Raw genomic sequence first — 25038 nt, forward strand, 5'->3', positions numbered from 1 at the left:
ATAGTTGGCACAATAAGGTTAGCGGAAAAAAATTAATTGGCTGCAAATCGGAGTTGTTTGTATCAGCGATTGCCGTATCAAGCGGCTTGCGAAATGGGGGGAAGAGCCAGGTGGGGATGAAAAGGAGAGAAGGAGCCTGAGGATTCAGGCTCCTGATGAGGATCAAGCCTCGTTGGCGTGGGCCTTCTGGCAACCTTCCACGGCGTGGGCAATCAGTTCCAGCGCGCTCTTGTCACACGGGGGCAGTTCGGCATCGCACGCCTTGATAGGGGTGACGCGATCGCCCCACTTGATGATGGCGGCCCCCCAGGTCAGGCCGGCACCGAAAGCGGCGGTCAGCAGATAAGAGTTCGGCTTGACGCGGCCCTGCTCCAGCGCTTCGCACAGGGCGATGGGCACAGTGGCTGCGGAGGTGTTGCCGTAGTTTTCGATGTTGACCATCACCTTCTCCATCGGCGCATTCATCCGCTTGGCGAGGGTCTCGATGATGCGGATATTGGCCTGATGGGGAACGATCAAGTCGACCTGCTCCGGCGCGATACCGGCCTGCGCCAGCACAGTGTTGGTGGCTTCACCCATGCCGCGCACGGCGCGTTTGAAGATCTCCGGCCCTTCGAAGTTGAAGGTGAACAGCCCATCGATGTCGGCAAAACGCACCCGATCGGTACCGAAGTTCGGTACGTGCAGGATCTCCCGCGCTTCGCTGTCGCAGCCCAGCTTGTTGGCGATCAGGCCACACTCCTGCTCGCTTGCCTCGATCACTACGGCTCCGGCACCATCGCCAAACAGCACGGCGGTATCGCGGCGCGCCCAATCCAGCAAGTAGGTGAGGCGTTCGGCGCCGATCACCAGCACCTTCTTCATCATGCCGGTCTGCACCAGCGAGGTGGCGACGGAGAGGGAATAGACGAAACCAGTGCAGGCTGCGTTGAGATCAAACACGGCGGCATTGACGGCGCCCAGCTTCTTCTGCACCGCAGAGGCGGCACTTGGCAGCAGGTTGTCCGGGGTGGCGGTGGCCAGGATGATGCCATCGAGATCGCTCGCTTCCAGACCGGCGCAGGCCAGTGCACGGCGACCGGCCAGGGTGGCGAGATCCGAGGTGCTGACATGGGAGATCCGGCGGGCCTTGATGCCGGTGCGCGGATAGATCCACTCGTCTGACGTATCCATGATGGTGCTGAGGTCATCGTTGGTCAGCACGGAGGGAGGCAGGCATTTTCCCCAGCCTGTGATATTGGCGTATTTCATCTTGTTACCGCTTCTCAAAGTGGAGCGCCCCGCGGGCGGAAAATCGTGCAATTATGCCGCACGAGACAACCACTGTCATCTTGTGGTCATGGTTATGTGCCGGGCAAGTGGCTGCGCCATCTGGCCGCAAAGGGTCGCGACGTGCAGAACATGGCTGGAAATTTTGCTTAAAACACGAGACTCGTCTGCCCTAAGATAGGCGTTTCGCCACCGATGAGGGTATCTCCTTGCTCAGAGCCAATCTCAACCTGCTGCCCACCCTCAAGGTGCTGCTGGAGACCCGCAATATCAGCCGCGCCGCCGAGCTGCTGCACCTGAGCCAGCCCTCCATCAGCAAGCAGCTTGCCCAGTTGCGCAGTGAGTTTGACGACGAGCTGCTGGTGCGGGAGGGGCAACGCTGGCTGCTGACGCCACGGGCCGAAGTGCTGGCAGCCCAGCTGGCGGATTCTCTCGGTGCACTGGAACGTCTCTACGAGGCGCCTGGGTTTGACCCGAGCCGCTGTGAGCGGGTATTTCGGCTCGCCTCTTCTGATTATGTTGCCCAGCATATCCTGCCCGATATCTGCGCCGCGCTCGCCAAAGAGGCGCCGTTGGCGGCGCTGGAGTACAGCCTGTGGGACAAACGTCAGCTGCCGCAACTGTGGCAGTCCGAGCTCGATCTGGTCTCCACCATCACCGAACAGGTGCCGGATCAGATACGCGGTCTGCATCAGGGGGAAGATCGGCTGGCGGTGTTGATGGGACGTCATCACCCGCTGGCGGGCAAGGCGCTGAGTCTCGATGACTATCTCGCCTGGCCTCACTTGCAGGTGAGTGGGGGAGGCGACAAGGACAGTCCGGTTGAGCAGGTGTTGGCGCCGCAGGGACTGCGTCGGCGCTGGTTTGCCCGAGTCCCATTCTTCCAGGCCGCAGTGGAGGTGTTGTTGCGTACGGATTGTCTGATGACAACCCCGGCCCATATCGCCTGGCAGCTCTCTTGCGGCCATGAGCTCACCTTTGTCGACCTGCCCTTTGCTACCCGCGACCAGCAGTATCATCTGCTGTGGCACCAGCGCCATCATCAGGATCCGGCCCACCGCTGGTTTCGCGAGTTGGCCTACCCATTCCTGCGGGATCACCTGCAACGTACCGTCGGCGAGAGTCGCAAGCTGCTCGATCTCGGCGGTTAGCCCCAGTCAGTTGTGTGGTGCCATAGCCATTGGTTATGGAATCTATTCATAACTTTCACTACTGGCATAATGGCTCAGCCCGTACCCTGAATGCAGGGCATCATATCGAGCATATAAAGAGGAAAAGCATGGAACTGACGAGTTGGCTGGCACTGGCCGCAATCTGCGTGATGGGCGCCATCAGCCCGGGGCCGAGTCTGGCGCTGATCATCCGCAACACGGTGCAGGGTGGGCAGGGGCACGGCGTCGCCACTGCGTTTGGTCATGGCCTCGGGGTTGGTATCTATGCGCTGGTCACCGCGCTTGGCCTCTCCATCCTGATCACCCAGACTCCGATCCTGTTTGATCTGATCCGCTATGGTGGCGCCGCATTTCTTGCCTGGCTCGGGGTGAAAGCCCTGCTGGCAAAACCAGCCAGTGACGAAGGGAATGAAGAGGTTCATCAGCTGCGTGGTCGGCAAGGAGCCTTTGAAGGTTTTATGGTGGCCTTCCTCAACCCCCAGCTGGCGGTGTTCTTTATCGCCCTGTTCAGCCAGTTTGTGCGGGCCGATACCGGCTGGAGCGAAGGGGGCATCATGATGCTCACCGCGGGCGGGATCGATGCAGTCTGGTACGTGCTGGTGGCGCTGGTGCTATCCCGCGGGCCGGTGCTGGCGTGGCTTAAAGCCAAATCCTTTGTGATCGATAAAGTGAGCGGGCTGGTGCTGCTCGGGCTGGCGCTCAAGGTGGTTATGTAATCCTGCATTTCGCAGATACCTTAAGCGGGATCAAGGCACGTGGGTGGTGAATGGGCTAGAGTAGCGCCCATTTGCTGTCTGCCCTGATCCCGAGACCATGCACCAGAACAAGCACCCGTTAAGCCACAACAACCGGTTGGAGCTGCTGGCTCCGGCCAAGAACCTAGCCTACGGCATCGAAGCCATCAACCATGGTGCCGATGCCGTCTACATGGGCGGCCCTGCCTTTGGCGCCCGCAGTGCGGCGGGCAACACCATCGAGGATATCGAAGCGCTGGCACGTCACGCCCACCGTTTCGGCGCCCAGGTCTTTGTCGCCTTAAACACCCTGCTGCATGATCATGAGCTGGAGCAGGCCCGGCGGCTGACCCACCAGATCTACGAAGCCGGTGCCGATGCGCTCATCGTGCAGGATATGGGACTGCTGGCGCTGGATTTGCCTCCCATCGCGCTCCATGCCAGTACTCAGACCGACAACCGCACGCCGGAGAAGGTGAAGTTTCTGCAGGATGTGGGTTTCTCTCAGGTGGTGCTGGCGCGCGAACTGTCTCTTGCGCAGATCCGCGAGATCAGTGCTGCGACCAATGTGCAGCTGGAGTTCTTTATCCACGGCGCGCTCTGCGTCTCCTACAGCGGCCAGTGCAACATCAGCCATGCCCGTACCGGCCGCAGTGCCAACCGTGGCGAGTGTGCCCAGCTCTGTCGCTTGCCCTGCTCGCTGCAAAAGCCGGACGGTGAAGTGCTGGTGGCCGACAGCCACCTGCTGTCGCTCAAGGATATGGATCAGACCGACAACCTGGAGGCCTTGATCGAGGCGGGGATCCGCTCCTTCAAAATTGAAGGGCGTCTCAAGGGGCTCGACTACGTCAAGAACGTCACCGCCTGGTATCGCCAGAAGCTGGACGCCATTCTGGATAGCCGCTCCGATCTGGTAGCCGCCTCTGCGGGTCGTTGCAGCTACAGCTTCACGCCTGACCCCAAGAAGAGCTTCAACCGCGGCAGCACCGACTACTTCCTCCATGGCCGCCAGCAGGGGATCGACTCCACCAAAAGCCCGAAATATGTGGGCGAACCGCTGGGTCGTGTCACCAAGGTGACCCGTGACGGTATCGAGATCGACGGCAAACAGGTCACCCTCAACAACGGCGACGGTTTGGGCTTCTTCAAGCCGAACAACGAGCTGGTGGGGATGCGCCTCAACAAGGTCGAAGGTAAGCAGTTACTCCTGTCTGAACGCATGCCAGGGCTAAAGGTGGGGACAGAAATCTACCGCAACCACGATCAGGCGTTCAGCAAGATGCTGGAGAAGGCGAGCGCGGATCGCCGCATCCGGGTCGATATGGTGCTGGCAGAATGCGATGAGGGTGTGATCCTCACGCTCACCGACGAGCAGGGCATCAGCATTGCGGTGACCCTGCCTTGCGACAAGCAGCCTGCTGACAACCCGGAGCGGGCGCTGCAACAGGCGCGGGATCAGCTTGGCAAACTCGGCAATACCCTGTTTGTGGCGCGCAAGATTGAGTTGGTAGTAACGAGGCCGCTATTTATCGCCGCATCACAGCTCAACGGTTTGCGCCGGGACGGCATCGCCGCGCTGGAGGCGGCTCGCGTGGCCAGCTACCAGCGCCCCGAGCGACGTATCGCCCTGCGGGATATCAACTATCCCCAGCACCGTCTCTCCTACCTTGGCAATGTGCTGAACAGCGCGGCCGAGCAGTTCTTCCGCGAACACGGGGTGGAGCGGATTGCTCCCGCCTATGAGGCGAACAAGGAGGAGCGGGAAGTGGTGCTGATGATCACCAAGCATTGCATCCGCTATAGCCAGAACCTCTGCCCGAACGAGGTGCCAGGTCTCAAGGCCGAGCCGCTGGAGCTCAAGATGGGTAAGGACACCTTCCGCCTGCGTTTTGACTGCAACCGCTGCGAAATGCATGTGATGGGCAGCCTGAAACGCTGATCAATGAGCCCCTTTCTCAGTCAGGAAAGGGGCAATTTTTATCGCAGGTTCTCTGCCTACCCTCCTTTAATTGCCCCTCTCCAGCGCCAGCAGTGCCTTTTTAATCTCCAATCCCCCCGCATAGCCGGTCAGGCTGCCGTTTTGGCCGATCACCCGATGGCAGGGGACGATGATCGAGAGCGGATTGCGGCCATTCGCCGCGCCCACTGCCCGCACCGCATCGGGTTTGCCGATGGTGCGAGCGATATCGCTGTAGCTGCGGGTCTCGCCGTAGGGGATGTCGCACAACGCTTGCCATACCGCCTGCTGAAAGGCGGTGCCACGGGCGGCAAGGGGCAGGGAGAAGCGCTGCAAGCGACCGGCAAAATAGGCGTCAAATTCGGCGAGGAAGGGAGCCAGCGCTTCGTGATCTTGCTGCCAGCCACTCATATCGGGCAGTGCCCGCAGGCCCGCCACAAAGTCCACGTGCACCAGACCGGATTCATTGATGGCGACCAGCAGATCGCCGCAGCGGGTCGGCAGAATATCGTAGCGGATCATGGTGTTATCTCCTGTTGTTGGGTGTCTGGCTGTTGTTCATTGCCGGTAGCACGGAGCAGCAAATCGGGCGCTTCACTCATGGCGTGCCACAGCCAGCTGGCCGCATAGCTGCGCCACGGCTGCCACGCCGCACTTTGGGTTAACACCTCTTTCACCGGCAGCTTGGTGCCGCCGCCGAGTGCCTTTTGCAGCACCAGATCGGAGGCGGGGAAGGCATCGGTATCCAGCCCGCAACGCAGCCGCCAGTAAGCGACCGTCCAGGGGCCTATGCCCGGCAGCGCCAGCAACTGCTCATCACTGGCTGTCGTGAGGGTCAGCTCGCCACTGGCCAGCGCCAGCGCCACTCCGCGCAGGGTGCGAATGCGGCTGCCGGGCATGCCGATACCGTCGAGATCGAGTTCGCACAACTGGGCGGGGGTCGGTAGTTGCACCACCCCGAATTGCGCCTCGGTACGGGCTACCAGTCGCCCGAGTATGGTGATGGCTCCCTTGACCGACACCTGCTGGCCGACGATGGCACGCAGCATCACCTCGTATTCGTCCCAGCCACCCGGCAGTCGCACGCCGGGCCAGCGTGCCTGCAAGCGGGCGAGCAGCGGATCCTGACCGAGCAGATCACCGATCCGCTGCATATCGGCATCGAGATCCCACATCCGGCGCACCCGATAGAGCAGATCGGGCAGTGCTGCGAGCGGCAGATCATGGACGGTGAGTTGCAGGCTATGCCCCTTGCCTTGCGCGATACGCACCAGCGCGACCTGATCGCCGACCCGATAGCGCCGCTCGTACACCTCGCCATCTACCCGCTCCAGCCCCGGGATTGCCCGCAGCCGGTAGAACGCCAGCATGGCCGCCACGTCATATGGGGGGCGGTAGGGCAGTTGCAGTGTCAGGGTTGCGCCGCGCGGCTGCGCGCTCATGTGCTCTGGCGCGTCAGCGTGCTGCTCCTGCTGGCGCAGGGAGCGCGGGGCCAGTCCGTAGGCGTTGAGCCAGGCGTCATTGAAGCGGCGGATGCTGGCAAATCCGGCGGCAAACGCGATGTCGGTGATGGGCAGCCCGGTTTCAGTCAGCAACCGTTTCGCGAGCAGCAGACGGCGCGTCTGCTCCACCTGTTTTGGCGAGGCGCCGAGGTGCTGCTCGAACTGGCGGCGCAGGGTGCGTTCGCTTATCCCTGCCTCAGTGGCCAGTTTGGCGAGCGTGCCTTCCGCCAGCTCGCCGCGATCGATGCGCGCCAGCAGACGTGCCAGTTCAACCGGCAGATCGCCACGGGCGGCGGGGGCCAGCTCAGGGCGGCAGCGCAGGCAGGGTCGCAGCCCATACTGCTCGGCGGCAGCGGCGCTTTGGAAGTAGCGCACATTGTGCTCGTGCGGTGGCCGTGCCGGGCAGACTGGCCGGCAGTAGATGCCGGTCGAGAGCACGCCGGTAAAGAAGCGGCCATCGAAGCGAGAATCGCGGGCGAGCCGTGCGGCGTGACACTGCTCGCGGCTGAGGGTGTTGATCACCTCATCCGGTGACGACTCTGGGCTGGGCTTTGCATTCATGGTGTTGGCGGCTTTGCTGGAATAGATGGCAAGAGAGTAAGGGGGCTCGGGGGCCATGACTAGCCAGAAACGGACAGAGATAGCAAAAATTGGCCAAAGGTTTTTTTGCTCTTTCATTGCACGGCCGGGTTTCACTCTTCGTCACGCTGTTATTCATGTATCGCGGCTCGACAGAAGGGGGCATAACGGACGGGTCGGAGGCACGATTGGCCTAGCTTTATTTGCTTAGCGAGATTAGTGGCGGCGAAAACTGCTTAAAAATTAATAACAGATCACATAACTATCTTTTTTACGTTGAGTGTGGCGATTTTGTGTTGTTCAATCGAGTCAGTTAATTTTTGATGATTATTAAGTCATCACATCTGCGGCCTTAGGCCGACCAATAACAACAACACTTGCCAAGGATGATAAGTGAACGACTGTAAGGCATGGGCCCATTGCCGGGGCTTTAGTCTGATCGAGTTGTTGATCGCCATGACGGTTGTCAGCATTCTCGCGGCCATCGCGTTGCCAGCGTATCAGGGTTATCTGCAACAGGGACGTCGTTACGAAGCGCAGCAGCAATTGCTGGAGCAGGCGCTCGCCCTCGAACGTATCTATACCCAGCAGGGCCGTTATCCCGACACGTTTGCCACCCCTTCCAACACGGATTTCTACCAGTTCAGCTACAGCCAGCAAGATGCTGGCGACTACCTGCTCAAAGCCATTCCAACGACGCGACAACAGGATGAGTGCGGCACTCTGACCCTCGATCAGACCGGTTATCGCGCGGCCAATCGCCATGACTGCTGGGGATCATAGGATGAACGTGCGCGGATTTACTCTGATTGAGTTGATGATCACGGTCGGCATCGCCGCCATCTTGCTATTGGTCGGGTTGCCCTCCATGAGTCAGCGCCTCGCGGCCGAACGGCTCGATCGCAGTGCGACCGAACTCGCTTCAGCCTACCGCTTTGCCCGCAGCGAAGCGGTCAAGCTGACCCTGCCGGTGGTGCTGCAGGGCACCGAGAACGGTGGCTGGGAGGTGATGGCCGACAGCCAGCGGTTGCGTCAGGCATCAGCTCCCGGTGGCGGCGTGGTGATCAAGCCGTTTGACCCCATCCAGATCGCGCCAACCGGCAGCAGCAGCCACGCCGAGATCATTCTGGCCAATCGCCTCGGTGAGCAGCGGGTGCTCTGCGTGGCCCCGAGCGGCCAGCTGCTGCAAGGGAGCTGCTCATGATTGCCCGCCAGCAAGGCTTCAATCTGGTGGAGATCATGGTCTCCATGGTGTTGGCGGTGATGGTGTTTCTCGGTCTCGCCAAGGGGCAGGTGGTCTCGTTGCAGCAGGCGCATTACAGCTTGCAGAGCACGCTGGCTACGATCGAGGCGAGCAATAGCGTGGAGCAGATCTGGAGTTCGCTGTGTGAAGTGCAGCGCAAGCCCGAGCGGTTCACCCAGGCCGATTTTCTTGCCCGCTTCATCCTGCAGGATGGCCACCGGCTGGTGCTACCGAACCGTTATAGCGACAACTTTGTGGTCGCTATCGAGTGGCAGGATGAGCGGGTCTCCGGCGCCAAGCGGGTGGAGTTGAACGCAGGATTTCCGCCTTTATGCTGAGCGTCCCCTCACGGCAACGAGGCGTCAGTCTCGTCGAGCTGATGATCTCCATGGTGCTCGGTCTGATGCTGATGCTGGCGATTTTTGCCGGTTACGCCCCGATCAAGAGCACGGTCGAACAGAGCAAGGCGCTGGAGCAGGCGAACGAAGTGCTGCGCTTTGCCACTCTCACCTTTACCAACAGCATCAAGCAGGCGGATCAGCTGATAGCGGTCACCCCTGATCGCCTGACGCTGGCCTTCAAGGTAGAGGGGGGCAGTCAGGTGCTCTCCTGCCTTGGCAACCAGAAAACCGCCGATTTTACCGAGCAGTACCGCTTCACGCCGCCGGTACTCAGTTGCGATGACGGAGATGGCCCGCGCCTGTTGCTGGCCCATCTTCAGGATCTTGAATTCGGCCAGCAGGGTGCACTGGTCAATATCCGCATCTTGCCCGAAGGGCTGCCGAGCTATCTGGCGCCGGGAGTAGAGGTGCAGGTGGCCCGCCGCAAGGCGGTCTGGGCAGCAGCGTTGGCCACATCCGGTGCCAACGCCACAGCAGGGGGAGCGGGATGAACAAGGGATTGCAGGGGCAGCGGGGAGCCGTACTGCTGGTGGTGCTGGTGGTGAGCCTGCTGTCGAGTCTGCTGGTGTTTACCAGCATTCAGGAGAACCAGTTGCAGACTCGCCTGAGCGGCAATTTTCACAAAAAGATCAATGCGCAGCTCAGTGCTGAGCAGGGGATGAACGAGAGTTATCGTGCCCTGCATCAGGCCCTTGGCGCTGAACCACGGATAGAGTGGGCTCAACTGGTGCAGAAGGTGCCAAGCAAGGGCGAAGGGGCCATGGCGGGCAGCCGCTTTAGCATCGAACAGCTGGATGCCTCCGCCGGCAGCAAGTTGGCGTTGCAGAGCCATGGCCGTTATCTGGAGGGCAATGCCAGCCTCAACGCGCTGTTTGCTCTCAAGCGCGAGCCGGGCAATCTCATCTTTCAGGATTCGGTGGTGGCGTGTGAAGGGCTAAGCCTCTCCGGTAGCGGTTTTATCGACAGCTACGATTCGCGCAAGGGGGCGTACAAGGAGTCTGTTTCCGGGACTCTTAATCAGGGGCAAAACGCCAAGGTGGCGACTGTCAGCGACAAGGCCAATGTAGTGCTCGCCGGGCACTCCCCCATCTGGGGTGATGTGCGGGCGACCGGCGCGGTGACCTTGAACGGCTCTTCACCTGTTGCAGGTAATGTACTTGCTGGCGGCGATATCACCATTTCTCCCTCTGATGGGGTCGTCAGGGTTGAGGGAAGCGTGAACGGGAGTGGAAATTTTGCCTTGCAAGGGGGGCATATTGCCGGAGCTGTTGCAATCAATGGTGATGTCTCTATGGGTCATGGCACAAGCATTGCTGGCGACAAGTTGAACTATGGTGGGAACGGGGCATTCCTTGATGCCAAGCATCAGAAGTATCTGGATCCCCAATACCGCACTCATCCCAAGCTGCCACCCGTGGCCGGGCAGGTGTGTGACCCGCTCAATGTGGCCGCGCTGCCCAAATCGTTCCCTCCTGCAACGCTGCCCATCAATGGCCCGCTGACGCTTGGGGCCACCCAGCAGATGGTGCTGACCACGGATCCCTCCACCGGCTCGGTCACCAGCAGCAACCAGCACAAGCCCGGGCTGCCGCTACCCGGCAAGGGGGAGCTGTTTGGCAAGGAGCAGACCGTTTACAAGCTCGACAGCCTCAATATGGGGGCCGATGCCAAGCTCACCATCAAGGGGGATGTGGTGCTGCTGATCGACAAGGATTTCACCATGACTGGCAGCAACAAGTTGACGGTGAGCGAGGGGAGCAGCCTGACCCTGATCGTCAGCGGCAAGGTCGATCTCGGGGCCGGTGCCGAGGTGACGGCAGCCAAACAGGGGCTTACCGCTGGCGGTACGCCTGCTATCTCCCTCTATTCCGCGTATAGCGGCAAGGATGGGATCAAGCTGTCGGGCAATACCCCGCTCTATGCCGCCCTCTATGCCCCACTCACCGAGATGAAGATCAGCGGAAGTGGCGGTTTGTACGGGGCGGTGCGTGCCAAGCACCTGACCGAGAGTGGTGCGGGCGGGGTGCACTATGACGAGGCGCTGGGCATGGCAGATTTGGGGGATGATCAGGGGCCGCCTCCGACGTTGGCACTGCGGCAGTGGCACTTTGTGCAGTGAGGCTGGCGAGCCGCTAAAAAGGATCGAATGGGGCGCGCAACTGTGAGAAGGTGGAGATCTGTCCACCCAGTCGTTCACTGTTGAGGAGTGCTCCATGCCAGGCCCAGCTCGTGCCGGTGCCCTGATCTATGCCAAGGATCCGGGCCTGCTGACCCACTTTTACCGTACATTGCTGCAGATGGTGGTCTGCAGTCAGGATGAGCAGTTCGTGGTGCTGGAAAACAGCGATATCCAGCTGCTGATCCACGCCATTCCCGAGCCTTATGCCGGGCAAGTTGTTATCAAGCGGCCGCCGGAATTGCGGGAAGAGGGGGCCATCAAGCTGTTCTTCACCGTCTCCAGCCTCGCCTGGGCAGAAGCTAAGGCGGCGGATCTCGGCGGCGGCCTGCTGCCACAGCAGTGGACGGGGCCCGGCTTTGTGGTGCGCAACGCCTTCGACCCTGAGGGCAATATCCTGCAACTGCGCGAGTTGCTGGGTTCCCCGGATCCCCTCTGAACTCTCTCTTTTTACAGCATTGCCGTGACGGCGTGTTGTGCCATACACCGCCATAAAAATGAACCGCCATAAAAACGGGGCCCTGTAGTGGTCAACTAAAAAGGGTCCCGTTCTGCTGTTAGCTTACTGCGCTCATTACTTCAGGTAGCGCTGTTCCAGATGCTGGCGCAGCCAGTGCGGGTTGAGCGCTTCACCGGTGGCGCGGCGCACCAGCTCGTCGGTGCTGCGCAGGCTCCCCTGTGACCAGATGTTGCGCCCGAGCCAGCCGAAGATCTCCGGCAGACGGCCCGCCGCGATCACCTCACCCATGCTACCCAGCTCTTTTTCGAGGGCAAAACGTAGCTGGGCGGCATACATGGCGCCCAGGGTGTAACTCGGGAAGTAGCCGAACGAGCCGTCGGTCCAGTGAATATCCTGCATGCAGCCATTGCGGTAGTTGCCCTTGGTGGAGAGCCCCAGCCACTGCTGCATCTTGGCATCCCACAGCTCGGGGATGTCGGCCACCTCGATCTTCCCTTCCACCAGATCGCGCTCCAGCTCGTAGCGCAGAATAACGTGGGCCGGATAGGTCACCTCGTCCGCATCGACCCGGATAAAGCCCGGCTCGACCCGGCTGTAGAGCTTGGCCAGATTGTCCGGCGCAAACGCCGCCTGTTCGCCGAAGTGGTGACGAATGCGTGGCGCCAGCAGTGCGAGGAAGGCCGGATGATGGCCCAGCTGCATCTCGCAAAACAGGCTCTGGCTCTCGTGGATAGCCATGGAGCGCGCTTCGGCCACCGGCTGGCCCAGCAGATGGCGCGGCAGCCCCTGCTCGTAACGGGCGTGGCCGCTCTCGTGCACTATGCCCATCAGGCTGGAGACAAACTCCTGCTCGTTGTAGCGGGTAGTGATCCGCACATCGGTCGGCACGCCACCACAGAAGGGGTGACTGCTCACATCGAGGCGACCGTGGGCGAAATCAAAGCCGAGCAGTCCCATCACCTCCTGACCGAGCGCCTGCTGGGTGGCGATGGGGAAGGGGCCTTGCGGCAGCAGCAGGGCATCGCCCTTTTGTTGTTCGCTTACGGTCTGGATCAGGCCCGGCAGCCAGCTGGCCAGATCGCCGAAGATCTGATCGAGCCGCGCGCTGGTCATGCCCGGCTCATAGAGGGCCAGCATGGCGTCGTAGGGGCGCACGCCAAGCGCATCGGCCCGCAGTTGCGCCACGTCACGGGAGAGTTTCACCACCTCCTCGAGATTGGGGGCAAAGCCGGCCCAGTCGTTGTGCTTGCGCTGGCTGCGCCAGGCGTGCTCGCACTTGCTGCCAGCGAGCGACAGCGCTTCGACCAGCTCACCGGGCAGCAGGCTGGCATCTTGCCACTGGCGCTTGATCTCGCCGAGGTTGGCCCGTTGCACTTCATCGAGCGGCTCACTCTCGGCCTTGGCAATCCAGTCGCCCAGCTCGGGAGCGGTGCGCTTCTGGTGGATCAGCAGACCGAGTTCGGCCATCGCTTCGGCGCGGGCATCGTTGCCCCCTTCCGGCATCATGGCCGCCTGATCCCAGCCGCAGATGGCGGCGAGGTGGCTAAAGCGGTGGATCTGCTGCTGATGTTGTTCAAGCTTTTGATATGACATGGGATTGTCCTTGTTATCGTCCTTGATGGTATGCCGCCCCGTACCTGGCATGCTCGGGGCCGTTCGATGCTAACACCGCCGCCGCATCGTTGACCACCATCATGCAGGTGGGCCAAAGGCGTAGTGGCGAGAGGCGGGTTAGCCGAGCCGCTTCTGGTGCCGTTCGCGGTTTTCCGCTTTTTTGCGTTCGCTTTTGCGCAGCAGCACATAGAGCGCGCCGCTGCCGCCGTGGCGACGTTCGGCGCTGTGGATCGCCATGACGGCGGGCAGTTGCGGCAACCAGGCGCTGACATAGCTTTTCAGCAGGGCGCGCGGGGTGCTGCGCTCCCCCTTGCCGTGCAGGATCAGCAGGCAGCGGATATCCCGGACTTCACAATCCGCAATGAACTGCACCAGCGTCTGGCGCGCCTCATTGAGGGTTTTCTGGTGCAAGTCCAGACTTGCCTGCAGCTCATATTTGCCGAGCCGCAGCTTCTTGTAGACCCCCTCCTGCACCCCATCGCGTTTGAAGCCGACGATTTCGTGCGGATCGCGCATCTCGATGGCCTCCATGGTGAGGTGGTCGAGGGCGAGTTGTTCGGCAGTGGCAGCCTGGCGGCGAGCGAGCTGCGCCTCGGTCGGGGCGGATTTGGCCGCATGGGGATGGATGTTGTCGCTGCGAATGGGCCGTACGTCGGCCACTTCATTCATGAATAGCGAGAGTTCGTCGTTATGAGACACGGCAGGCTCCCCATAAAAAAAAGTGGGGGCCATTATAACGGCCGCAACCGGCACAGAAAACGGGGAAAGGGGCAGGGGATAAGGGGCGACCAGCATGGACACTGGTGCAGTCTGGCCCGGGAAGCACAGTCGCGAACCATAAAACAGCACAGGCGGTCAGTGTGAGCTGCCGCCTGTGGTCAGAGGATTATTTTCCCTCTTTGGGCTGTTGAGAATGGGGTTGCTGTGAATGAGGCGGTTGCGAGTGCATCACCTTGTAGATGAAGTAGGCCGCGTAAGAGCTGATGAGCAAGAAGGTGCCGATAATCACCAGCATCGACATCAATCCCACGCTGTTGCCAAACATCAGGTCCAGCCAAAAGTCCATTTTATTGCTCCTGTCACCCGGTTGATGACAGGCATGATAAATACCTCTTTGCCCCGTCCGGGATGATCCCGATCAACTCCCTTGCAGGTTGTTTAATAACCAGCGCGAACTGTGATCGTTCTCACTGGACTCCTTGCTACCGAGCCTGCACAGGGCCCGGTGTGGTGAGCGGGGTAATGCGCCACCCTTGCTGCTCCAGCAACGCCAGCAACCCCTGTTCGCCGTAAAGGTGCAGGGCGCCTACCACGATAAAGCTCTCGTTGGGCAGGGTGGACCATTTTTTTAGCCAGTTATGGTTGCGCTCGGCCAGCAGGGTCTGCTCCATCCAGCTTTGTAGCGCGGGCGGGGCCATCTCCTCCTTGAGCAGATTGATAAGCGTCGCCTCATCTCCCTGCTGCCACGCCTTCATCACGGCGGCGAAACCACTCTCCAGCATCGGTAGCTCATCCAGGGTGCTGGCGAGCATCAGGGTCTGGTTGTCACCAACGCTGGCCAGATAACCGAGCTGCTCCAGCAGGGTTTCAAAACCTACTACCGGTTTGCCCTCTTTGGCGGCCCGGACGGCAAAGTGCTGGTCTATCCCGAGTTCACTCTTGAAGTCGGAGCGGGCCATGGCGGCCTGGGTCAGGGTAATGGCGGCAAACCATGGGCGCAGGGTGGCGAGGGTCGCCTCGTCGATGCCATAGCGGGCGCCCGCCATCAGGGTGCGTTGATAGAGCTCGGCAGGCAGATGATCCTTGAGCGGTTTGCCATCCACCAGTCGGGTGAGGGAGCTAGTCTGTTGCCACTGATCCGGCGTGATGCTGTTCATGTCCACCTCCATCACCAATGCGCGACTCTGCAGCCAGGCACGCTCCACTGACTCGGGCAGAGGATAGAGGGCTGGTTTGCCCGCATGGATGGAGCCCAGCAGCCAGTGTTGCTGGTTGCCCTTGCTCACCCGATAGAAGGCGGGATCGGCAAAGGCGTGCAGCGGTAGCAGCAGGCAGAGCAGGAAGACAAAGAGGGAGCGATGAAATCTCATGGGGATCCTTAATATGCGCCGGGTGACTTCTCTTGCTGACAATAACCCCTATGATAAGTCCTCATTTCAGATAACCAAGAGGTTTGCCATGCCCCATCTTCGTTTTCGCGCCGTGACGCTCGATACCCTGCAACAGGTGAGTGGTCCGCTGCAGGCCGAGCTTTGCGAGCTGACCGGCGGCAAGCCGGAGTTTGTCACCATGGAGCGGATTGATAGCTGCTGGATACGCAACGGTGAGCCAGAGACGGGTTTTCCGTTTGTTGAGCTGCACTGGTTCGAGCGGCCACAAGAGATGCAGGACGCCGCCGCGCGCCTTATCACGCGCCATTTGAAACGGGTGCTGGGGGAGCAGACCTATGTAGTGGTGCAGGTGATTCCCTTGGTCAAGAGCGCCTACTACAGCAATGGCGAGCACTATTGAAGAGAGGGACAAACCAGGTTGGCGGGACGGGTGATGCCGTTACGCAGCTAACTCTACATGGGCCACCTGATGCCCACCGTCAATTACGGGATCAGGCCGATTTTGCCAGCAGTTTATCGAGCCAGCGAGTGGGCAATACCCGTCGCAAGAAGGCAAACAGCCGGGTCGGAGTGGTCACCGGATAGCGTGCCTTGGGATGGGCGTGGGTCAGCGCATGGAGCAGCGGAGGGATGCAGGCTTCGCTCGAGAGGGTAAAGCCGCTGGTGGACCCCTCTTTTTCCAGCCGCGTCAGGGTCTGGCGGTAGGCCGACTGATGACGGCTCTGGGCCGGATCGATGTGCCGCAAGAAGGCGCTGCGGGCATTGGCACGAAAACGGGTATCGATGGGGCCCGGTTCAATCAGGCTGATATGTACCCCGCTACCCGCCAGTTCGAGGCGCAGGGTATCGCTATAGCCTTCCAGCGCAAATTTGCTGGCGTTGTAGGCGCCGCGATACTTCATGGCAACCAGTCCCAGAACCGAGCTGTTCTGCACTATCCGCCCCTCTTTGGCCTCCAGCATCGGCGGCAGCACCTGACGGATCAGATGGTGCCAGCCAAACAGGTTGGTATTGAATTGTTCCCTGAGTGCCTCGGTGGGCAGATCTTCCAGCGCCCCGGGTTGGCCATAAGCGCCATTGTTGAACAGGCCATAGAGGCGCCCGCCTGCCAGATGGAGCGCCGCACTGGCACCCAGCTCGATGGAGGCGGGGTCCGCCAGATCCAGCTGTACCGCCAGCAATCCCTGTTGCTGCAAACGGGCCACATCTTCCGCCTTGCGCGCCGAGGCGATCACGGTAAAACCGTGCTGCCCGAGCGCCTGTGCGGCGGCGAGGCCAATACCGCTGGAACAACCGGTGATGAGAACAAAACGGGGCATGATGGCGTCCTTGTGACTGCTGACAAAAGCGTGCGGGCTGGTGAGCGGATAAAATCCTTATCCGGCTCGCATGTTAGCCTGCCAACCGGTAAAAAGAAAACCGGGCCAAGTGGCCCGGTTTGCTGACATCGTATTGCCTGATTACATGAAGGTAAGCGGCATGATGATGTGGAACTTGACGTCGTGCTCGGAGGCGAAGATGTTGGGGTAATCGGTCCAACCGCCGCCCTGGCTGATGTCGTTGTTGTAGTCGGTGTAGTGCAGTTTGAACAGGGTGCCTTTCAGCTTGCCATCCTGCACGGTATAGGTGACATCGAAGTTGGCTGCCCATTCGGTATCTTCACCGTTGGCCGCTTTCTTGCCTTGACCGGTTTCGATATCCCAACCGTAAGCACCGGATACACCGACGGACCAGCCAGGAGCACCAACCAGATCATCCAGAGAACGGGTCACGCCGAAGAACAGCGCTTTCTCGTTGTTGGCGTTCCAGTCAGAGCGGGAGTCCCACCAAATTTCGTTGGCACCCTGAGAGTTGGCGTAGCCACGGGTCAGACGGGGCAGGTAGTTGCCTTCCGCACCTTCAGCCTTGGTCCACAGACCTTCCAGACGGAAGCCGTACGGGCCCATGCCCCAGGCAGCTGTCAGAGCTTGTTGCCATGCCAGACCGTCATAAGTCTCGATCTGGGAAGCGCCCTTGGTGTAGGTCTCGGTCTCGGAACCGTAGAACTGGTAGCTGGTGGAGAGGCCGCCCAGTACGTCAAACTTGTGAGCCAGTTTGAAGTGGTAGCTGTCCATGTAGCCTTCGGACTGACCGAAAGAACCGGTCACAGCAGTGCCATTTTCGAAGGTGTAACGGGCTGCGATACCGTGGATGTAGTCGATGACGTTTTCATCAGCGAACGGATCCATCCACGCTTTGGCACGGGAGAATACCTGAGTCTCTTTGTACCAGGGGGCCTTGTACTCGTCAGCGATGGCGTAGGTCAGGTAGAGGCCACCGAAGTTACCTTCAACTTGACCACCACGATAGGTACCCGGCTGATAAGACCAGTTAACACCGATTTGGCCAGGGACATACAGCTGGGTATAACCACCCTTGGCAGTGATGCCGCCGTCCAGGAATTTCAGCTTCATCGCTGCGTTGGAGAGGCTGAAACCACCTTCAGGGGAGCCATCTTTGGCGTTGTTGCCCCAAGAACGGCCAGCGAAGGAGAATTCGTTTTCCTGGTTGACCGGGTGATTTTCGGTAACGGCCAGGTCATAGGCACCGAAGCCGCCCAGATCCAGACCTACGGTGTCCCAGGCATAACCGGAGTTGAAGTTAAGAGCGGCTTGAACGGTGGAATGGCTCAGGTTGGACTGGTATTTGCCTTCTTTCTTGGCTGCAGTCGGGTCACCATCGATGCGCTGACGATCACGCTGGAAGTAGAACAGACCGCCGGTTAGTTTGGAGTCTTTAACGAAGGTTTCATAGGACTGGCCGTATTCCGGGCTCATCATATCCTGAGCTGCCAACGCCATACCGGGGGCGACCAGAGCGGCTACCACAGCGGCACTCAAAGCGGCGCGCTTGAAGATCACTTTTTCCATTTTTATTGCTCCTGATTTTATGGACTTAGCTTTTTTTTTCCGGCAGTTGGCATCGGGCCTACCGCTCGGTATTGGCATTGCAATCAAAACCCCGAAGGGCAAAAAATCTTGTCTTGGCTACCTGCAAACCCGGATGTCTTGGCACATCTGTAGTTGGCAGTCCTGATCATCACATGTTGTTTTTTTATGTTCCGATTCTTGGCTATCGGACAACCCCAAGAGTACGTTCGCGGTGCGAAATATCAATGAAAAGTTCCCTCAACGTTTCAAAAGTATGACCGAGTGCAAATAATCATGGGCAAGGTCGTAAACAGCCTCATGGCAGGTATCACGGTGATGAGAGCGTTTTCTTGAGACCGCAGCCAGCGCCAGTGCGGGTTTTCATCCGGTACGGGGGAAGAGGTGTCAGTTAACCTGCCGATAACAGATAATTTTGTGCTACAAAAAAACTTTCCCTCTGGTCGAGGGAAAGTGATCTGGTGAGGATGTGGGGCAAATAGGGGTCAGCCTTGCTGGCCGAGGATGCGGGGGATCTGCTGCGCCTGATGGTGGATATGGGAGGAGACCTGCACCGAGAGCTGACTCACCTGACGGGCATGCTGATGGATACGGGCGATCAGATCGGCAAAACTGGCCAGCTTGTGTTCCTGACTTTTGGCGTTGTCGGCGCCCTGCAGGGCGATCACTGCGGTGTTGCGGGCTATCTCCCGCACTGCCTGGGTAGTCTGGCGCAGTTGTTCCGCCTGCGCCCGCTGGCGGCTTGATTCGCTGGTGATCCGGTTCAGTACAGTGCCAAGTTGTTCGCCGGATTGGGTCAGGCGCCCCAGAATATCGGTGATCTGGTTGAGGGATTGCTGGGTATTGGCCGAGAGGTGGCGTACTTCATCGGCGACCACGGCAAAGCCGCGTCCCTGTTCCCCTGCGCGGGCCGCTTCGATGGCGGCGTTGAGGGCCAGCAAGTTGGTCTGCTGAGCGATATGACCGATCACATCGACAATGGCAGTCACATCGGCAACCGAGCGGGTGAGGGCTTGCAGTGCCTCATCGCTCTCGTCAATCGCCAGTCCTGTCTGATGAGTGGCGTGCAGCATGCTCCCCACCAGATCTTCGCTCTGGCTCATCGCCTGTTCGTTATGGTGGGCATGCTGGGCGATGTCGGCGGCGACCTGATGGACCTCTCCGGCCAGCTGGTTCAGCTCATCCATCATCTGACCGCTCTCGTCGACCACCTGTTCGGTGGTGCGGGTGCTGTGGTGGATCTCGTCAACCTGACTGACCATCCCTTGCAGACTGAGGGATACTGCTGACAGCTGCCCCTCTTTTTGCTGTTGGTCCAGTTGCAGACGACCGATCAGCCGATTGTAGCTGGCAACAATATCGGCCAGCTCGTTGCGATCGCGCCCGGTAGGCAACGGCTCGGCCTGCCCCGTCTGATCGAGTTGCATAAAAGCTCCACGCAGTCGCAACAAGGGGGTGAGCAGCCAACGTCGTTGCACCAGCGCAAACAGCAGGGCGACTATCACCAGACAGAGCGCCAGCGTGCCGAGGATGGTGGCCAGCTCCTGATTGACGGCTTGCCGTTCGCGGGCAAGTTGTTCCCCCATCTGTCTGGTCGCTTGCAACATGGCCATGATGTCTTGCTGCACGGTCTGGCGGCCAGCCTGTTGCTGTTGTAGCGCCGTGCGGCTGTTGGCCAGCTCCTGCGGATAGCGGCCCAGCAGCGAGCGTAATTCGCTGCGCGGTTGATCTCCCAGTTCCTTGCGCACCGGCTCCCCCAGCGTGAACTCATCGGCGGGTGCCTCTTCATACAGGCCGAGCAGTGGCAAGGCTTGCAGCGCTTGCGCCTGTTTTTGCAGTGCCTCCAGCTCGAAGCGGATCCCTTCGAGCAGCTTTTCATTGCCCTGCTCCATATAGCCTTGGCGTAAATGGGCGAGGCGCGGCAGGCCAGCCAGGATCTCGGCCGCACCGCAGCGATATTGTTGTGCCGCGGCAGATTGTTCCGTGCTGGCGCCTTGCTCCCCATAGCGGATCAGCGCCATGGCCTGGCTGCCCAGCTCACTCTCCGCATTTTGCAGCAGCAGCTGGCTGTTGCCCGAGAGCTTGCCTGCGGCCTGATAGTCGTGCGTGATGCGCTGCGCCATCTTTTCGAGTTGCTGCCTGAGCGGGGCTGCCACGGCATCATCCTGAGCGGCCAGCGAGGAGAGCGCTTGCTGGCGGACCTTCTCCGCTGCTGTCAGTTGTTGCGGATCGCCGCTGTTGAGGTAGTCACGCAGGCTGTTTTGCAGGGTCACTGTCACCAGTTGTTGCAGCGTCTCGTGCTGATGCTGGGCCTGATTGGTATGGGCAAGCTGTTGCCAGCCGTGGTAGAGGGCCAGCGCCTGTCCTCCCGCAACCAGTAACAGCACAAGAGAGGATAGGGTGGCGTAATGGGCGATTTTCACGGGGTAATTCCTGTCAGCACAGACCATGGGGGAGCGTGGCCAGAGCCTAAACAGGGATGATGGCGTTTTTATGACAGCATGGTCAGGTAGCCCTATCTTGCCGGCTTAACTGGCTGGGGATACCTGAGCGCTGTTGCGTTGGCCAAGCATACCGAGCAGGGCGCCTCCCATGATAAGTGCCCCGGCCAGCAGATGGCGCGAGGTCAGCTCTTCTCCGTTCAATGCCACTAACAGCAAAGTACTCAGCAGCGGTGCCAGGTAGGCAAGGGCACCGATCCGGCGTGGATCGCCGTCTCGCAGTGCCAGATACCAGGTCACAAAGGCCGCCCCCATCGGGCCCAGCGCCAGCCCGATGATCAGCCACCAGTCACTGGTGGGGATCTGCGCGAGTGGCAGGGGCCCCTCCAGCAGACGGGCGAGCAGCAGAGCCAGCAAACCAGCGGGCAGGCAGGCTGCCGCAGTGACCACGGCAGGGGCTGGCGGCAGACGGCGTGATAGCACCGAATAGGCCCCCCAGACGACAGCTGCACCGAGCGCCAACAGGTATCCCGGCAGATAGGCCTGCTGCAGTTGCAGCTCGCCATTGACCATCACCAGCATGGAACCCGCCAGACCAAAGGCGCCAGCCAGCAGGTGACGGGCATGGAGGGGATGGCCGGGCAACAACAGCGGGGTGAACAGAATGATGCAGAGCGGCCAGAGGTAGTTGATGAGGTTGGCCTCCAGCACTGGGGCATGGCGAAAGCTCATAAAGAGCAGCAGATGGTAGAGCAGCAATGCCGTAACCGTCACCAGCCAGGTAATAGGACGAGCGCGCCATTGGCGCCAAAACGGCAAGGCCCCGACCCCGCAGAAAAACAGCACCAGCCCGACCAGCACCAGTGGTGACACGCTGGTGACCCGTGACGTCAGCGCCGCCAGCGAGGCCCACAGCACAATGGTCAGCAGTGCAAAACCGGTGGATCTATCCCACCAGGAACATCCGGACATCCAACACTCCTTTGCAAGATGAAACAGGGCTTGGCCTCACAGACAAGCCGAAGAGAAGCAGTCTATCAGAGAGCGCATGCTCTGAACGCAGAAAGGAGAGGGTCATTACGGTTGGATGGTCGGATTCATTGTCGCCAAAAACGACCAAGGGGTTGGCATCGTGATGATGCCAACCCCTTGTTTTATATGGCGCTCCCGACTGGAGTCGAACCAGTGGCCTGTCCCTTAGGAGCCAAGATCGGTAGTGTTTCAGAAGGTTTTATAAAGTTGAAGAATTGATGGTAATGTATTGTTTTTAATATTTATTTTTCTTGTTGTGGGTTTCAACTAGTTTCATGAAGTCTCACCCTATATCATGTTTGCTGTGGTACCCCAAGTGGTACCCCAAACAGGGGGGAGAGAATGCTATGGCAAGAAAACCGGTAACTCAGGATCGAGAGATCCCCTCATTGATTTTGCAAGGGGAGGCTTCGATTACCCGCTATGCGGTGAAATCTCCCCATGGCGGTGGATTAGCCATTGAAGTTAGGGCTGGGAAGAGCAAGCGGTTTGTCTATCGTTATCGGATTGCTGGTACTCAGGCGACAGTTGTTCTGGGTAATTACCCTGCGTTGTCGTTGGCGCGAGCCAGGCTTGAGCATGCAGAGCTGGCTGCCTTGGTAAAAAAAAGGATAGATCCGCGCAAGCATGTTGCTAGTGAAAAGGCTAAAAATGAAACAGCCCTGACGATGGATGAGTTACTTGGACGATGGCTCGACGCTCAGCGTGTTGCTCAGGTCGTCAAGCCACGAACCCTCCAGTGTCACCAGGAGCGTTGGAATCGTCATCTCAAGAAGATCCTGGGCAATATTCGCTTAATCGATCTGACTCGTGCCCACTTGGCGCAAGCGTTAGAGATCACTCGGCGTGCAACAAAAGATGAAACCCGTAAGGGGCTGGGAACGCTGAACCAGATGTTGGATTATGCAGTGGTTCACTGCCTGATCGAGGCCAACCCTGCGAGACTGTTGCGACCAAAGGATTTTGGTGCCAGTGCCGGTTCGCCAAGAGAGCGATGGCTGACGGTCCCCGAATTGCGCAGATTATGGAAAGCCCTTGATGAGGATCTTGGAAGTGGTGGCAGCTTAGTGGCTGGAGGGCGTGGCATTTCTCGCCATGCAACAATTTCTTTACCTGCCGCGAATGCGATTAAGCTATTGATACTGACCGGATGTCGTAGAGGTGAAGTCGCTAATATGCGTTTTTCACAGATCAAGGATGATATATGGACTATACCAGAAACCAAAAATGGTAGAGCTCATACTGTCTTTATTTCTCCTCAAGCGAGATCAGTAATTGAGGAGCAGGGACAGTATGCCAATGGTGATTTCGTATTCGAATCTGATCGTCCAAAAACAGATGAAATAGAGCCAATTTTAGTTGACTCGATAACCAGAGCTTTAAGACGATTCATTTCTCGTTCGTTATCTGATATGGAACCATTTACTGTACATGATTTACGACGTAGTGCTGCAACCAATTGGGCTGAGAGATTAGACGCAGAAGAGAGAGTGATCGAATTGTGTTTGAATCACCTTCCACTAAATAAATTGGTGAGAACCTATCATCGTTCACGACATGACGATAAGAAAAAAATGCTATGGCAACGCTGGGGCGAGTTGGTTGAACTAGAGGTGGCAAATGATCCGCAAAAAACTAATAGTCATGGGAATGTTATCGAATTCGTAAAAAAAGTAAAATAAAAAGGCGGACTAGTGTCCGCCTTTTTTTATTTGTTCATATTCTTCTTGTATCAGTCTAATTATCACTTCATTTTTTCTTCTGTCAGTTTTCATGCAAATGTCGTCTAGCATGCTAATTGTTTTTTCTGGCAAGACAACACTAACCGATCTTTTCCCATTGTTCTTGTCTCGAAAAGATTTTTGTGACCAAGCCGATTTCATTTTCCTAAGCATCAGTTCTCTAGCTGGTGGTATTTCATTTAGGAGGTCAAAGAGCGTAATAATACAGTATTTGATTGTCGACGAATTATCTCTGTTGATGAACCATATCGGAGGTTTATTATTTCCTGTTTTTATATTTTCAAACAAATAACTCCATGCCCATTCATCATCACATTTATCCACCCATAATTTTACATCAATTTTTTGACTTGCAATTTGCCATTTGGTTTTTAATGAATCAACATCTTTTATTTTTTGTTCGTTGGTCGTGTTGATTATGTCAAAAAAAGAGATGATACAATTTTTTTTGCTGACATTGTTGGTTGGTGAAAGGTCAAGATTATAAATGTTATATACATGTAAACCGCCGGTCGCTTCAAATGCACCATCTATTCTGACTCCTACATCCATAGTCGAAGGTGATACAACGGGGTATTGAGTTAAAGAACGTATGTATGACCATATATAATTACACAAACGATCATTTTTTGTATCTATCCAGTTGAAATTTGTTTCGCTTATACACTCAGATTTAATGCTTTTTATTATTAATTCTCGAGGGGCAACTTTTCCCTCAAAACTTCTAAGGGGAGAGCCAAGTCCACAGTTAGCTCTATTTATAAGGATGCTGCTGTTATTGGATAGGTGACTAATTATATCCTCATCACTTACAGATAAGGATATGTCTTTATTTAATAATCTGAGGACGAATTCCCTTTCTCTTTTGGACAAAGAGATGGTGTGTTTTATTTCTAGATAATTCTTATCACATATTGTTGGCATAACCTTATTAGCTCCAGAAAGAATTGATTACTAAGTAATTTTGTTATTATTTTAAATTGTTTATTGGCTATTTTTTAACTTGTTTTTGAGTAATTTGCAATGTCTTTCTATCGCTTATTTTTCCATGCGTTAGTACTGTATTACTGTGCTTTTGCCTATCACCAGCCTACTTTTTGGTTTCGTTGAAGGTAGTGAAGGCTCACTGTGTGTGGGAGTAGCATGTAATCTCTATCAACGGACAAGTTGATAGGCGCTCTTTGATCATCACTGTGGCTTGGTAGAGGAGGCGGCATGATTTGAATCGGACGCTAATGATAGGCTCACTGGGCTTGCCAAAATACAACCGCTAGGTACTCGAATGTCTATGCCAATAATTGGGTCACTTGATCCTCTGTAGGGAAATCACAAAGAGATGCCTTCAGCAGGTGAATTTTGGGTAATGATATATGGATCGCTAACGTTGAATACATGGCAAAAGTTACATGAAACCATCACACGCAATCACTAATGCAGAGCAATGACAACCTGTTGGCTAGAGTGAAACACTTCATGGATACCATGTCTCATTTCCTTGGGCATAGATATGGAACAGCGAAGGTGTAGCACTACTAGGATCAGCAATTTAGCTTAGCTCACCAAGCAGGTAGCTCAGTTCTACTAATGAGACCTATACCTTTTGCGTATTCCGGCGAAGTTGAACAGCCATTCCGGCCAACGTGAACACCCTGATCCTTAACGCGCTCACGTCATCCCG

At 57.8% G+C, this 25038-nt stretch carries 23 protein-coding genes and 1 pseudogene; 12 read left to right on the forward strand and 12 right to left on the reverse strand.

From position 1 onward, the window contains the following. Nucleotides 1-162: 162 nt before the first annotated feature. Nucleotides 163-1251: a ketoacyl-ACP synthase III gene (locus OKC42_RS21040; protein ID WP_201937368.1), complete on the reverse strand. Its 1089-nt coding sequence runs from the start codon at nucleotides 1249-1251 to the stop codon at nucleotides 163-165. 227 nt (nucleotides 1252-1478) lie between these two features. On the opposite strand from OKC42_RS21040, the gene OKC42_RS21045 reads away from it, so the two are divergent. The 3 genes from OKC42_RS21045 (at nucleotide 1479) to OKC42_RS21055 (ending at nucleotide 5114) form a co-directional block, all read left to right on the forward strand. Continuing rightward, the gene (locus OKC42_RS21045) at nucleotides 1479-2420 is read left to right on the forward strand and encodes a LysR family transcriptional regulator (RefSeq protein ID WP_270820829.1); all 942 of its coding nucleotides are present in this window, start codon (nucleotides 1479-1481) and stop codon (nucleotides 2418-2420) included. Between the two features lie 128 nt (nucleotides 2421-2548). Continuing rightward, complete coding sequence (locus OKC42_RS21050) at nucleotides 2549-3157, forward strand: LysE family translocator (RefSeq protein WP_270820831.1); 609 nt, start codon at nucleotides 2549-2551, stop codon at nucleotides 3155-3157. 97 nt (nucleotides 3158-3254) lie between these two features. Beyond that, a complete protein-coding gene (locus OKC42_RS21055) occupies nucleotides 3255-5114 on the forward strand; it encodes a peptidase U32 family protein (RefSeq protein ID WP_270820832.1) in 1860 nt (619 codons plus the stop codon). Nucleotides 5115-5180: 66 nt separating this feature from the next. On the opposite strand, the gene OKC42_RS21060 is transcribed toward OKC42_RS21055, so the two are convergent. Further along, nucleotides 5181-5654 carry a methylated-DNA--[protein]-cysteine S-methyltransferase gene (locus OKC42_RS21060; RefSeq protein WP_139461154.1) on the reverse strand — a complete coding sequence of 158 codons (474 nt, stop codon included), beginning with the start codon at nucleotides 5652-5654 and terminating at the stop codon, nucleotides 5181-5183. Beyond that, entirely contained in the window at nucleotides 5651-7195 is a 1545-nt protein-coding gene (locus OKC42_RS21065) for an AlkA N-terminal domain-containing protein (RefSeq protein ID WP_270820833.1), read from the reverse strand. The genes OKC42_RS21060 and OKC42_RS21065 overlap by 4 nt, the downstream gene beginning before the upstream one ends. Before the next feature lie 411 nt (nucleotides 7196-7606). On the opposite strand from OKC42_RS21065, the gene OKC42_RS21070 reads away from it, so the two are divergent. From OKC42_RS21070 to OKC42_RS21095, 6 genes are all read left to right on the forward strand, one after another. Beyond that, entirely contained in the window at nucleotides 7607-7996 is a 390-nt protein-coding gene (locus OKC42_RS21070; protein ID WP_270820835.1) for a type IV pilin protein, read from the forward strand. A gap of 1 nt (nucleotide 7997) precedes the next feature. Continuing rightward, nucleotides 7998-8417, forward strand: coding sequence for a GspH/FimT family pseudopilin (locus tag OKC42_RS21075; protein WP_005349592.1), 420 nt, complete (start codon nucleotides 7998-8000; stop codon nucleotides 8415-8417). Next, nucleotides 8414-8794, forward strand: a complete 381-nt coding sequence (locus OKC42_RS21080) for a type IV pilus modification PilV family protein (RefSeq protein WP_151285639.1) — start codon at nucleotides 8414-8416, stop codon at nucleotides 8792-8794. Before OKC42_RS21075 ends, OKC42_RS21080 begins: the two co-directional genes overlap by 4 nt. After that, nucleotides 8788-9348, forward strand: a complete 561-nt coding sequence (locus OKC42_RS21085) for a PilW family protein (protein WP_005338746.1) — start codon at nucleotides 8788-8790, stop codon at nucleotides 9346-9348. Before OKC42_RS21080 ends, OKC42_RS21085 begins: the two co-directional genes overlap by 7 nt. Then, nucleotides 9345-10976, forward strand: a complete 1632-nt coding sequence (locus OKC42_RS21090; protein WP_151285638.1) for a DUF7305 domain-containing protein — start codon at nucleotides 9345-9347, stop codon at nucleotides 10974-10976. Before OKC42_RS21085 ends, OKC42_RS21090 begins: the two co-directional genes overlap by 4 nt. A gap of 94 nt (nucleotides 10977-11070) precedes the next feature. Beyond that, a complete protein-coding gene (locus OKC42_RS21095) occupies nucleotides 11071-11472 on the forward strand; it encodes a VOC family protein (RefSeq protein ID WP_151285637.1) in 402 nt (133 codons plus the stop codon). A gap of 135 nt (nucleotides 11473-11607) precedes the next feature. On the opposite strand, the gene OKC42_RS21100 is transcribed toward OKC42_RS21095, so the two are convergent. From OKC42_RS21100 to OKC42_RS21115, 4 genes are all read right to left on the reverse strand, one after another. Beyond that, the gene (locus OKC42_RS21100) at nucleotides 11608-13086 is read right to left on the reverse strand and encodes a carboxypeptidase M32 (protein ID WP_270820837.1); all 1479 of its coding nucleotides are present in this window, start codon (nucleotides 13084-13086) and stop codon (nucleotides 11608-11610) included. A gap of 138 nt (nucleotides 13087-13224) precedes the next feature. Then, nucleotides 13225-13806 carry a DNA endonuclease SmrA gene (gene smrA / locus OKC42_RS21105; protein ID WP_005338734.1) on the reverse strand — a complete coding sequence of 194 codons (582 nt, stop codon included), beginning with the start codon at nucleotides 13804-13806 and terminating at the stop codon, nucleotides 13225-13227. A 187-nt stretch (nucleotides 13807-13993) separates the two neighbouring features. Then, the gene (locus OKC42_RS21110) at nucleotides 13994-14173 is read right to left on the reverse strand and encodes a DUF3149 domain-containing protein (RefSeq protein WP_005338733.1); all 180 of its coding nucleotides are present in this window, start codon (nucleotides 14171-14173) and stop codon (nucleotides 13994-13996) included. A 136-nt stretch (nucleotides 14174-14309) separates the two neighbouring features. Then, nucleotides 14310-15197: a TraB/GumN family protein gene (locus OKC42_RS21115; protein WP_151285636.1), complete on the reverse strand. Its 888-nt coding sequence runs from the start codon at nucleotides 15195-15197 to the stop codon at nucleotides 14310-14312. An 88-nt stretch (nucleotides 15198-15285) separates the two neighbouring features. Between OKC42_RS21115 and OKC42_RS21120 the strand changes: the two genes are divergently transcribed. Next, on the forward strand, nucleotides 15286-15618 hold the full coding sequence (locus OKC42_RS21120) for a DUF1904 family protein (RefSeq protein ID WP_151285635.1): 333 nt from the start codon (nucleotides 15286-15288) through the stop codon (nucleotides 15616-15618). A 91-nt stretch (nucleotides 15619-15709) separates the two neighbouring features. On the opposite strand, the gene OKC42_RS21125 is transcribed toward OKC42_RS21120, so the two are convergent. The 4 genes from OKC42_RS21125 to OKC42_RS21140 all read right to left on the reverse strand — a co-directional run bounded on the left by OKC42_RS21125 (nucleotide 15710) and on the right by OKC42_RS21140 (nucleotide 21558). Then, nucleotides 15710-16537 (reverse strand): SDR family oxidoreductase, encoded by an 828-nt coding sequence (locus tag OKC42_RS21125; RefSeq protein ID WP_151285634.1) that lies wholly within the window; start codon nucleotides 16535-16537, stop codon nucleotides 15710-15712. Nucleotides 16538-16678: 141 nt separating this feature from the next. Then, nucleotides 16679-18127: an OprD family outer membrane porin gene (locus OKC42_RS21130; RefSeq protein ID WP_005338723.1), complete on the reverse strand. Its 1449-nt coding sequence runs from the start codon at nucleotides 18125-18127 to the stop codon at nucleotides 16679-16681. Between the two features lie 503 nt (nucleotides 18128-18630). After that, nucleotides 18631-20568, reverse strand: a complete 1938-nt coding sequence (locus tag OKC42_RS21135) for a methyl-accepting chemotaxis protein (RefSeq protein WP_151285633.1) — start codon at nucleotides 20566-20568, stop codon at nucleotides 18631-18633. A gap of 105 nt (nucleotides 20569-20673) precedes the next feature. After that, nucleotides 20674-21558 carry a DMT family transporter gene (locus OKC42_RS21140; RefSeq protein WP_151285632.1) on the reverse strand — a complete coding sequence of 295 codons (885 nt, stop codon included), beginning with the start codon at nucleotides 21556-21558 and terminating at the stop codon, nucleotides 20674-20676. Between the two features lie 407 nt (nucleotides 21559-21965). Here OKC42_RS21140 and OKC42_RS21145 point away from each other — a divergent pair, with 407 nt between their 5' ends. Next, entirely contained in the window at nucleotides 21966-23300 is a 1335-nt protein-coding gene (locus OKC42_RS21145) for a tyrosine-type recombinase/integrase (RefSeq protein WP_270820841.1), read from the forward strand. 9 nt (nucleotides 23301-23309) lie between these two features. On the opposite strand, the gene OKC42_RS21150 is transcribed toward OKC42_RS21145, so the two are convergent. Continuing rightward, complete coding sequence (locus OKC42_RS21150) at nucleotides 23310-24284, reverse strand: hypothetical protein (protein ID WP_270820843.1); 975 nt, start codon at nucleotides 24282-24284, stop codon at nucleotides 23310-23312. Between the two features lie 469 nt (nucleotides 24285-24753). Between OKC42_RS21150 and OKC42_RS21155 the strand changes: the two are divergent. Further along, nucleotides 24754-24887, forward strand: a pseudogene (locus OKC42_RS21155) (IS630 family transposase); the annotation flags it as partial. Nucleotides 24888-25038 lie beyond the last annotated feature (151 nt).

Source organism: Aeromonas sp. Y311-2 (assembly GCF_027706025.1).
GTDB lineage: Bacteria > Pseudomonadota > Gammaproteobacteria > Enterobacterales > Aeromonadaceae > Aeromonas > Aeromonas veronii.

Excerpts from the sequence above, each read along its gene's own strand:
- OKC42_RS21050 (WP_270820831.1), top strand. The coding sequence starts at position 2,549 with ATGGAACTGACGAGTTGGCTGGCACTGGCCGCAATCTGCGTGATGGGC.
- OKC42_RS21150 (WP_270820843.1), bottom strand. The coding sequence starts at position 24,284 with ATGCCAACAATATGTGATAAGAATTATCTAGAAATAAAACACACCATC.
- OKC42_RS21145 (WP_270820841.1), top strand. The coding sequence starts at position 21,966 with ATGGCAAGAAAACCGGTAACTCAGGATCGAGAGATCCCCTCATTGATT.
- OKC42_RS21075 (WP_005349592.1), top strand. The coding sequence starts at position 7,998 with ATGAACGTGCGCGGATTTACTCTGATTGAGTTGATGATCACGGTCGGC.
- OKC42_RS21085 (WP_005338746.1), top strand. The coding sequence starts at position 8,788 with ATGCTGAGCGTCCCCTCACGGCAACGAGGCGTCAGTCTCGTCGAGCTG.
- OKC42_RS21110 (WP_005338733.1), bottom strand. The coding sequence starts at position 14,173 with ATGGACTTTTGGCTGGACCTGATGTTTGGCAACAGCGTGGGATTGATG.
- OKC42_RS21115 (WP_151285636.1), bottom strand. The coding sequence starts at position 15,197 with ATGAGATTTCATCGCTCCCTCTTTGTCTTCCTGCTCTGCCTGCTGCTA.
- OKC42_RS21065 (WP_270820833.1), bottom strand. The coding sequence starts at position 7,195 with ATGAATGCAAAGCCCAGCCCAGAGTCGTCACCGGATGAGGTGATCAAC.
- OKC42_RS21090 (WP_151285638.1), top strand. The coding sequence starts at position 9,345 with ATGAACAAGGGATTGCAGGGGCAGCGGGGAGCCGTACTGCTGGTGGTG.
- OKC42_RS21120 (WP_151285635.1), top strand. The coding sequence starts at position 15,286 with ATGCCCCATCTTCGTTTTCGCGCCGTGACGCTCGATACCCTGCAACAG.
- OKC42_RS21140 (WP_151285632.1), bottom strand. The coding sequence starts at position 21,558 with ATGTCCGGATGTTCCTGGTGGGATAGATCCACCGGTTTTGCACTGCTG.
- OKC42_RS21125 (WP_151285634.1), bottom strand. The coding sequence starts at position 16,537 with ATGCCCCGTTTTGTTCTCATCACCGGTTGTTCCAGCGGTATTGGCCTC.
- OKC42_RS21130 (WP_005338723.1), bottom strand. The coding sequence starts at position 18,127 with ATGGAAAAAGTGATCTTCAAGCGCGCCGCTTTGAGTGCCGCTGTGGTA.
- OKC42_RS21080 (WP_151285639.1), top strand. The coding sequence starts at position 8,414 with ATGATTGCCCGCCAGCAAGGCTTCAATCTGGTGGAGATCATGGTCTCC.
- OKC42_RS21055 (WP_270820832.1), top strand. The coding sequence starts at position 3,255 with ATGCACCAGAACAAGCACCCGTTAAGCCACAACAACCGGTTGGAGCTG.
- OKC42_RS21040 (WP_201937368.1), bottom strand. The coding sequence starts at position 1,251 with ATGAAATACGCCAATATCACAGGCTGGGGAAAATGCCTGCCTCCCTCC.
- OKC42_RS21060 (WP_139461154.1), bottom strand. The coding sequence starts at position 5,654 with ATGATCCGCTACGATATTCTGCCGACCCGCTGCGGCGATCTGCTGGTC.
- OKC42_RS21100 (WP_270820837.1), bottom strand. The coding sequence starts at position 13,086 with ATGTCATATCAAAAGCTTGAACAACATCAGCAGCAGATCCACCGCTTT.
- OKC42_RS21095 (WP_151285637.1), top strand. The coding sequence starts at position 11,071 with ATGCCAGGCCCAGCTCGTGCCGGTGCCCTGATCTATGCCAAGGATCCG.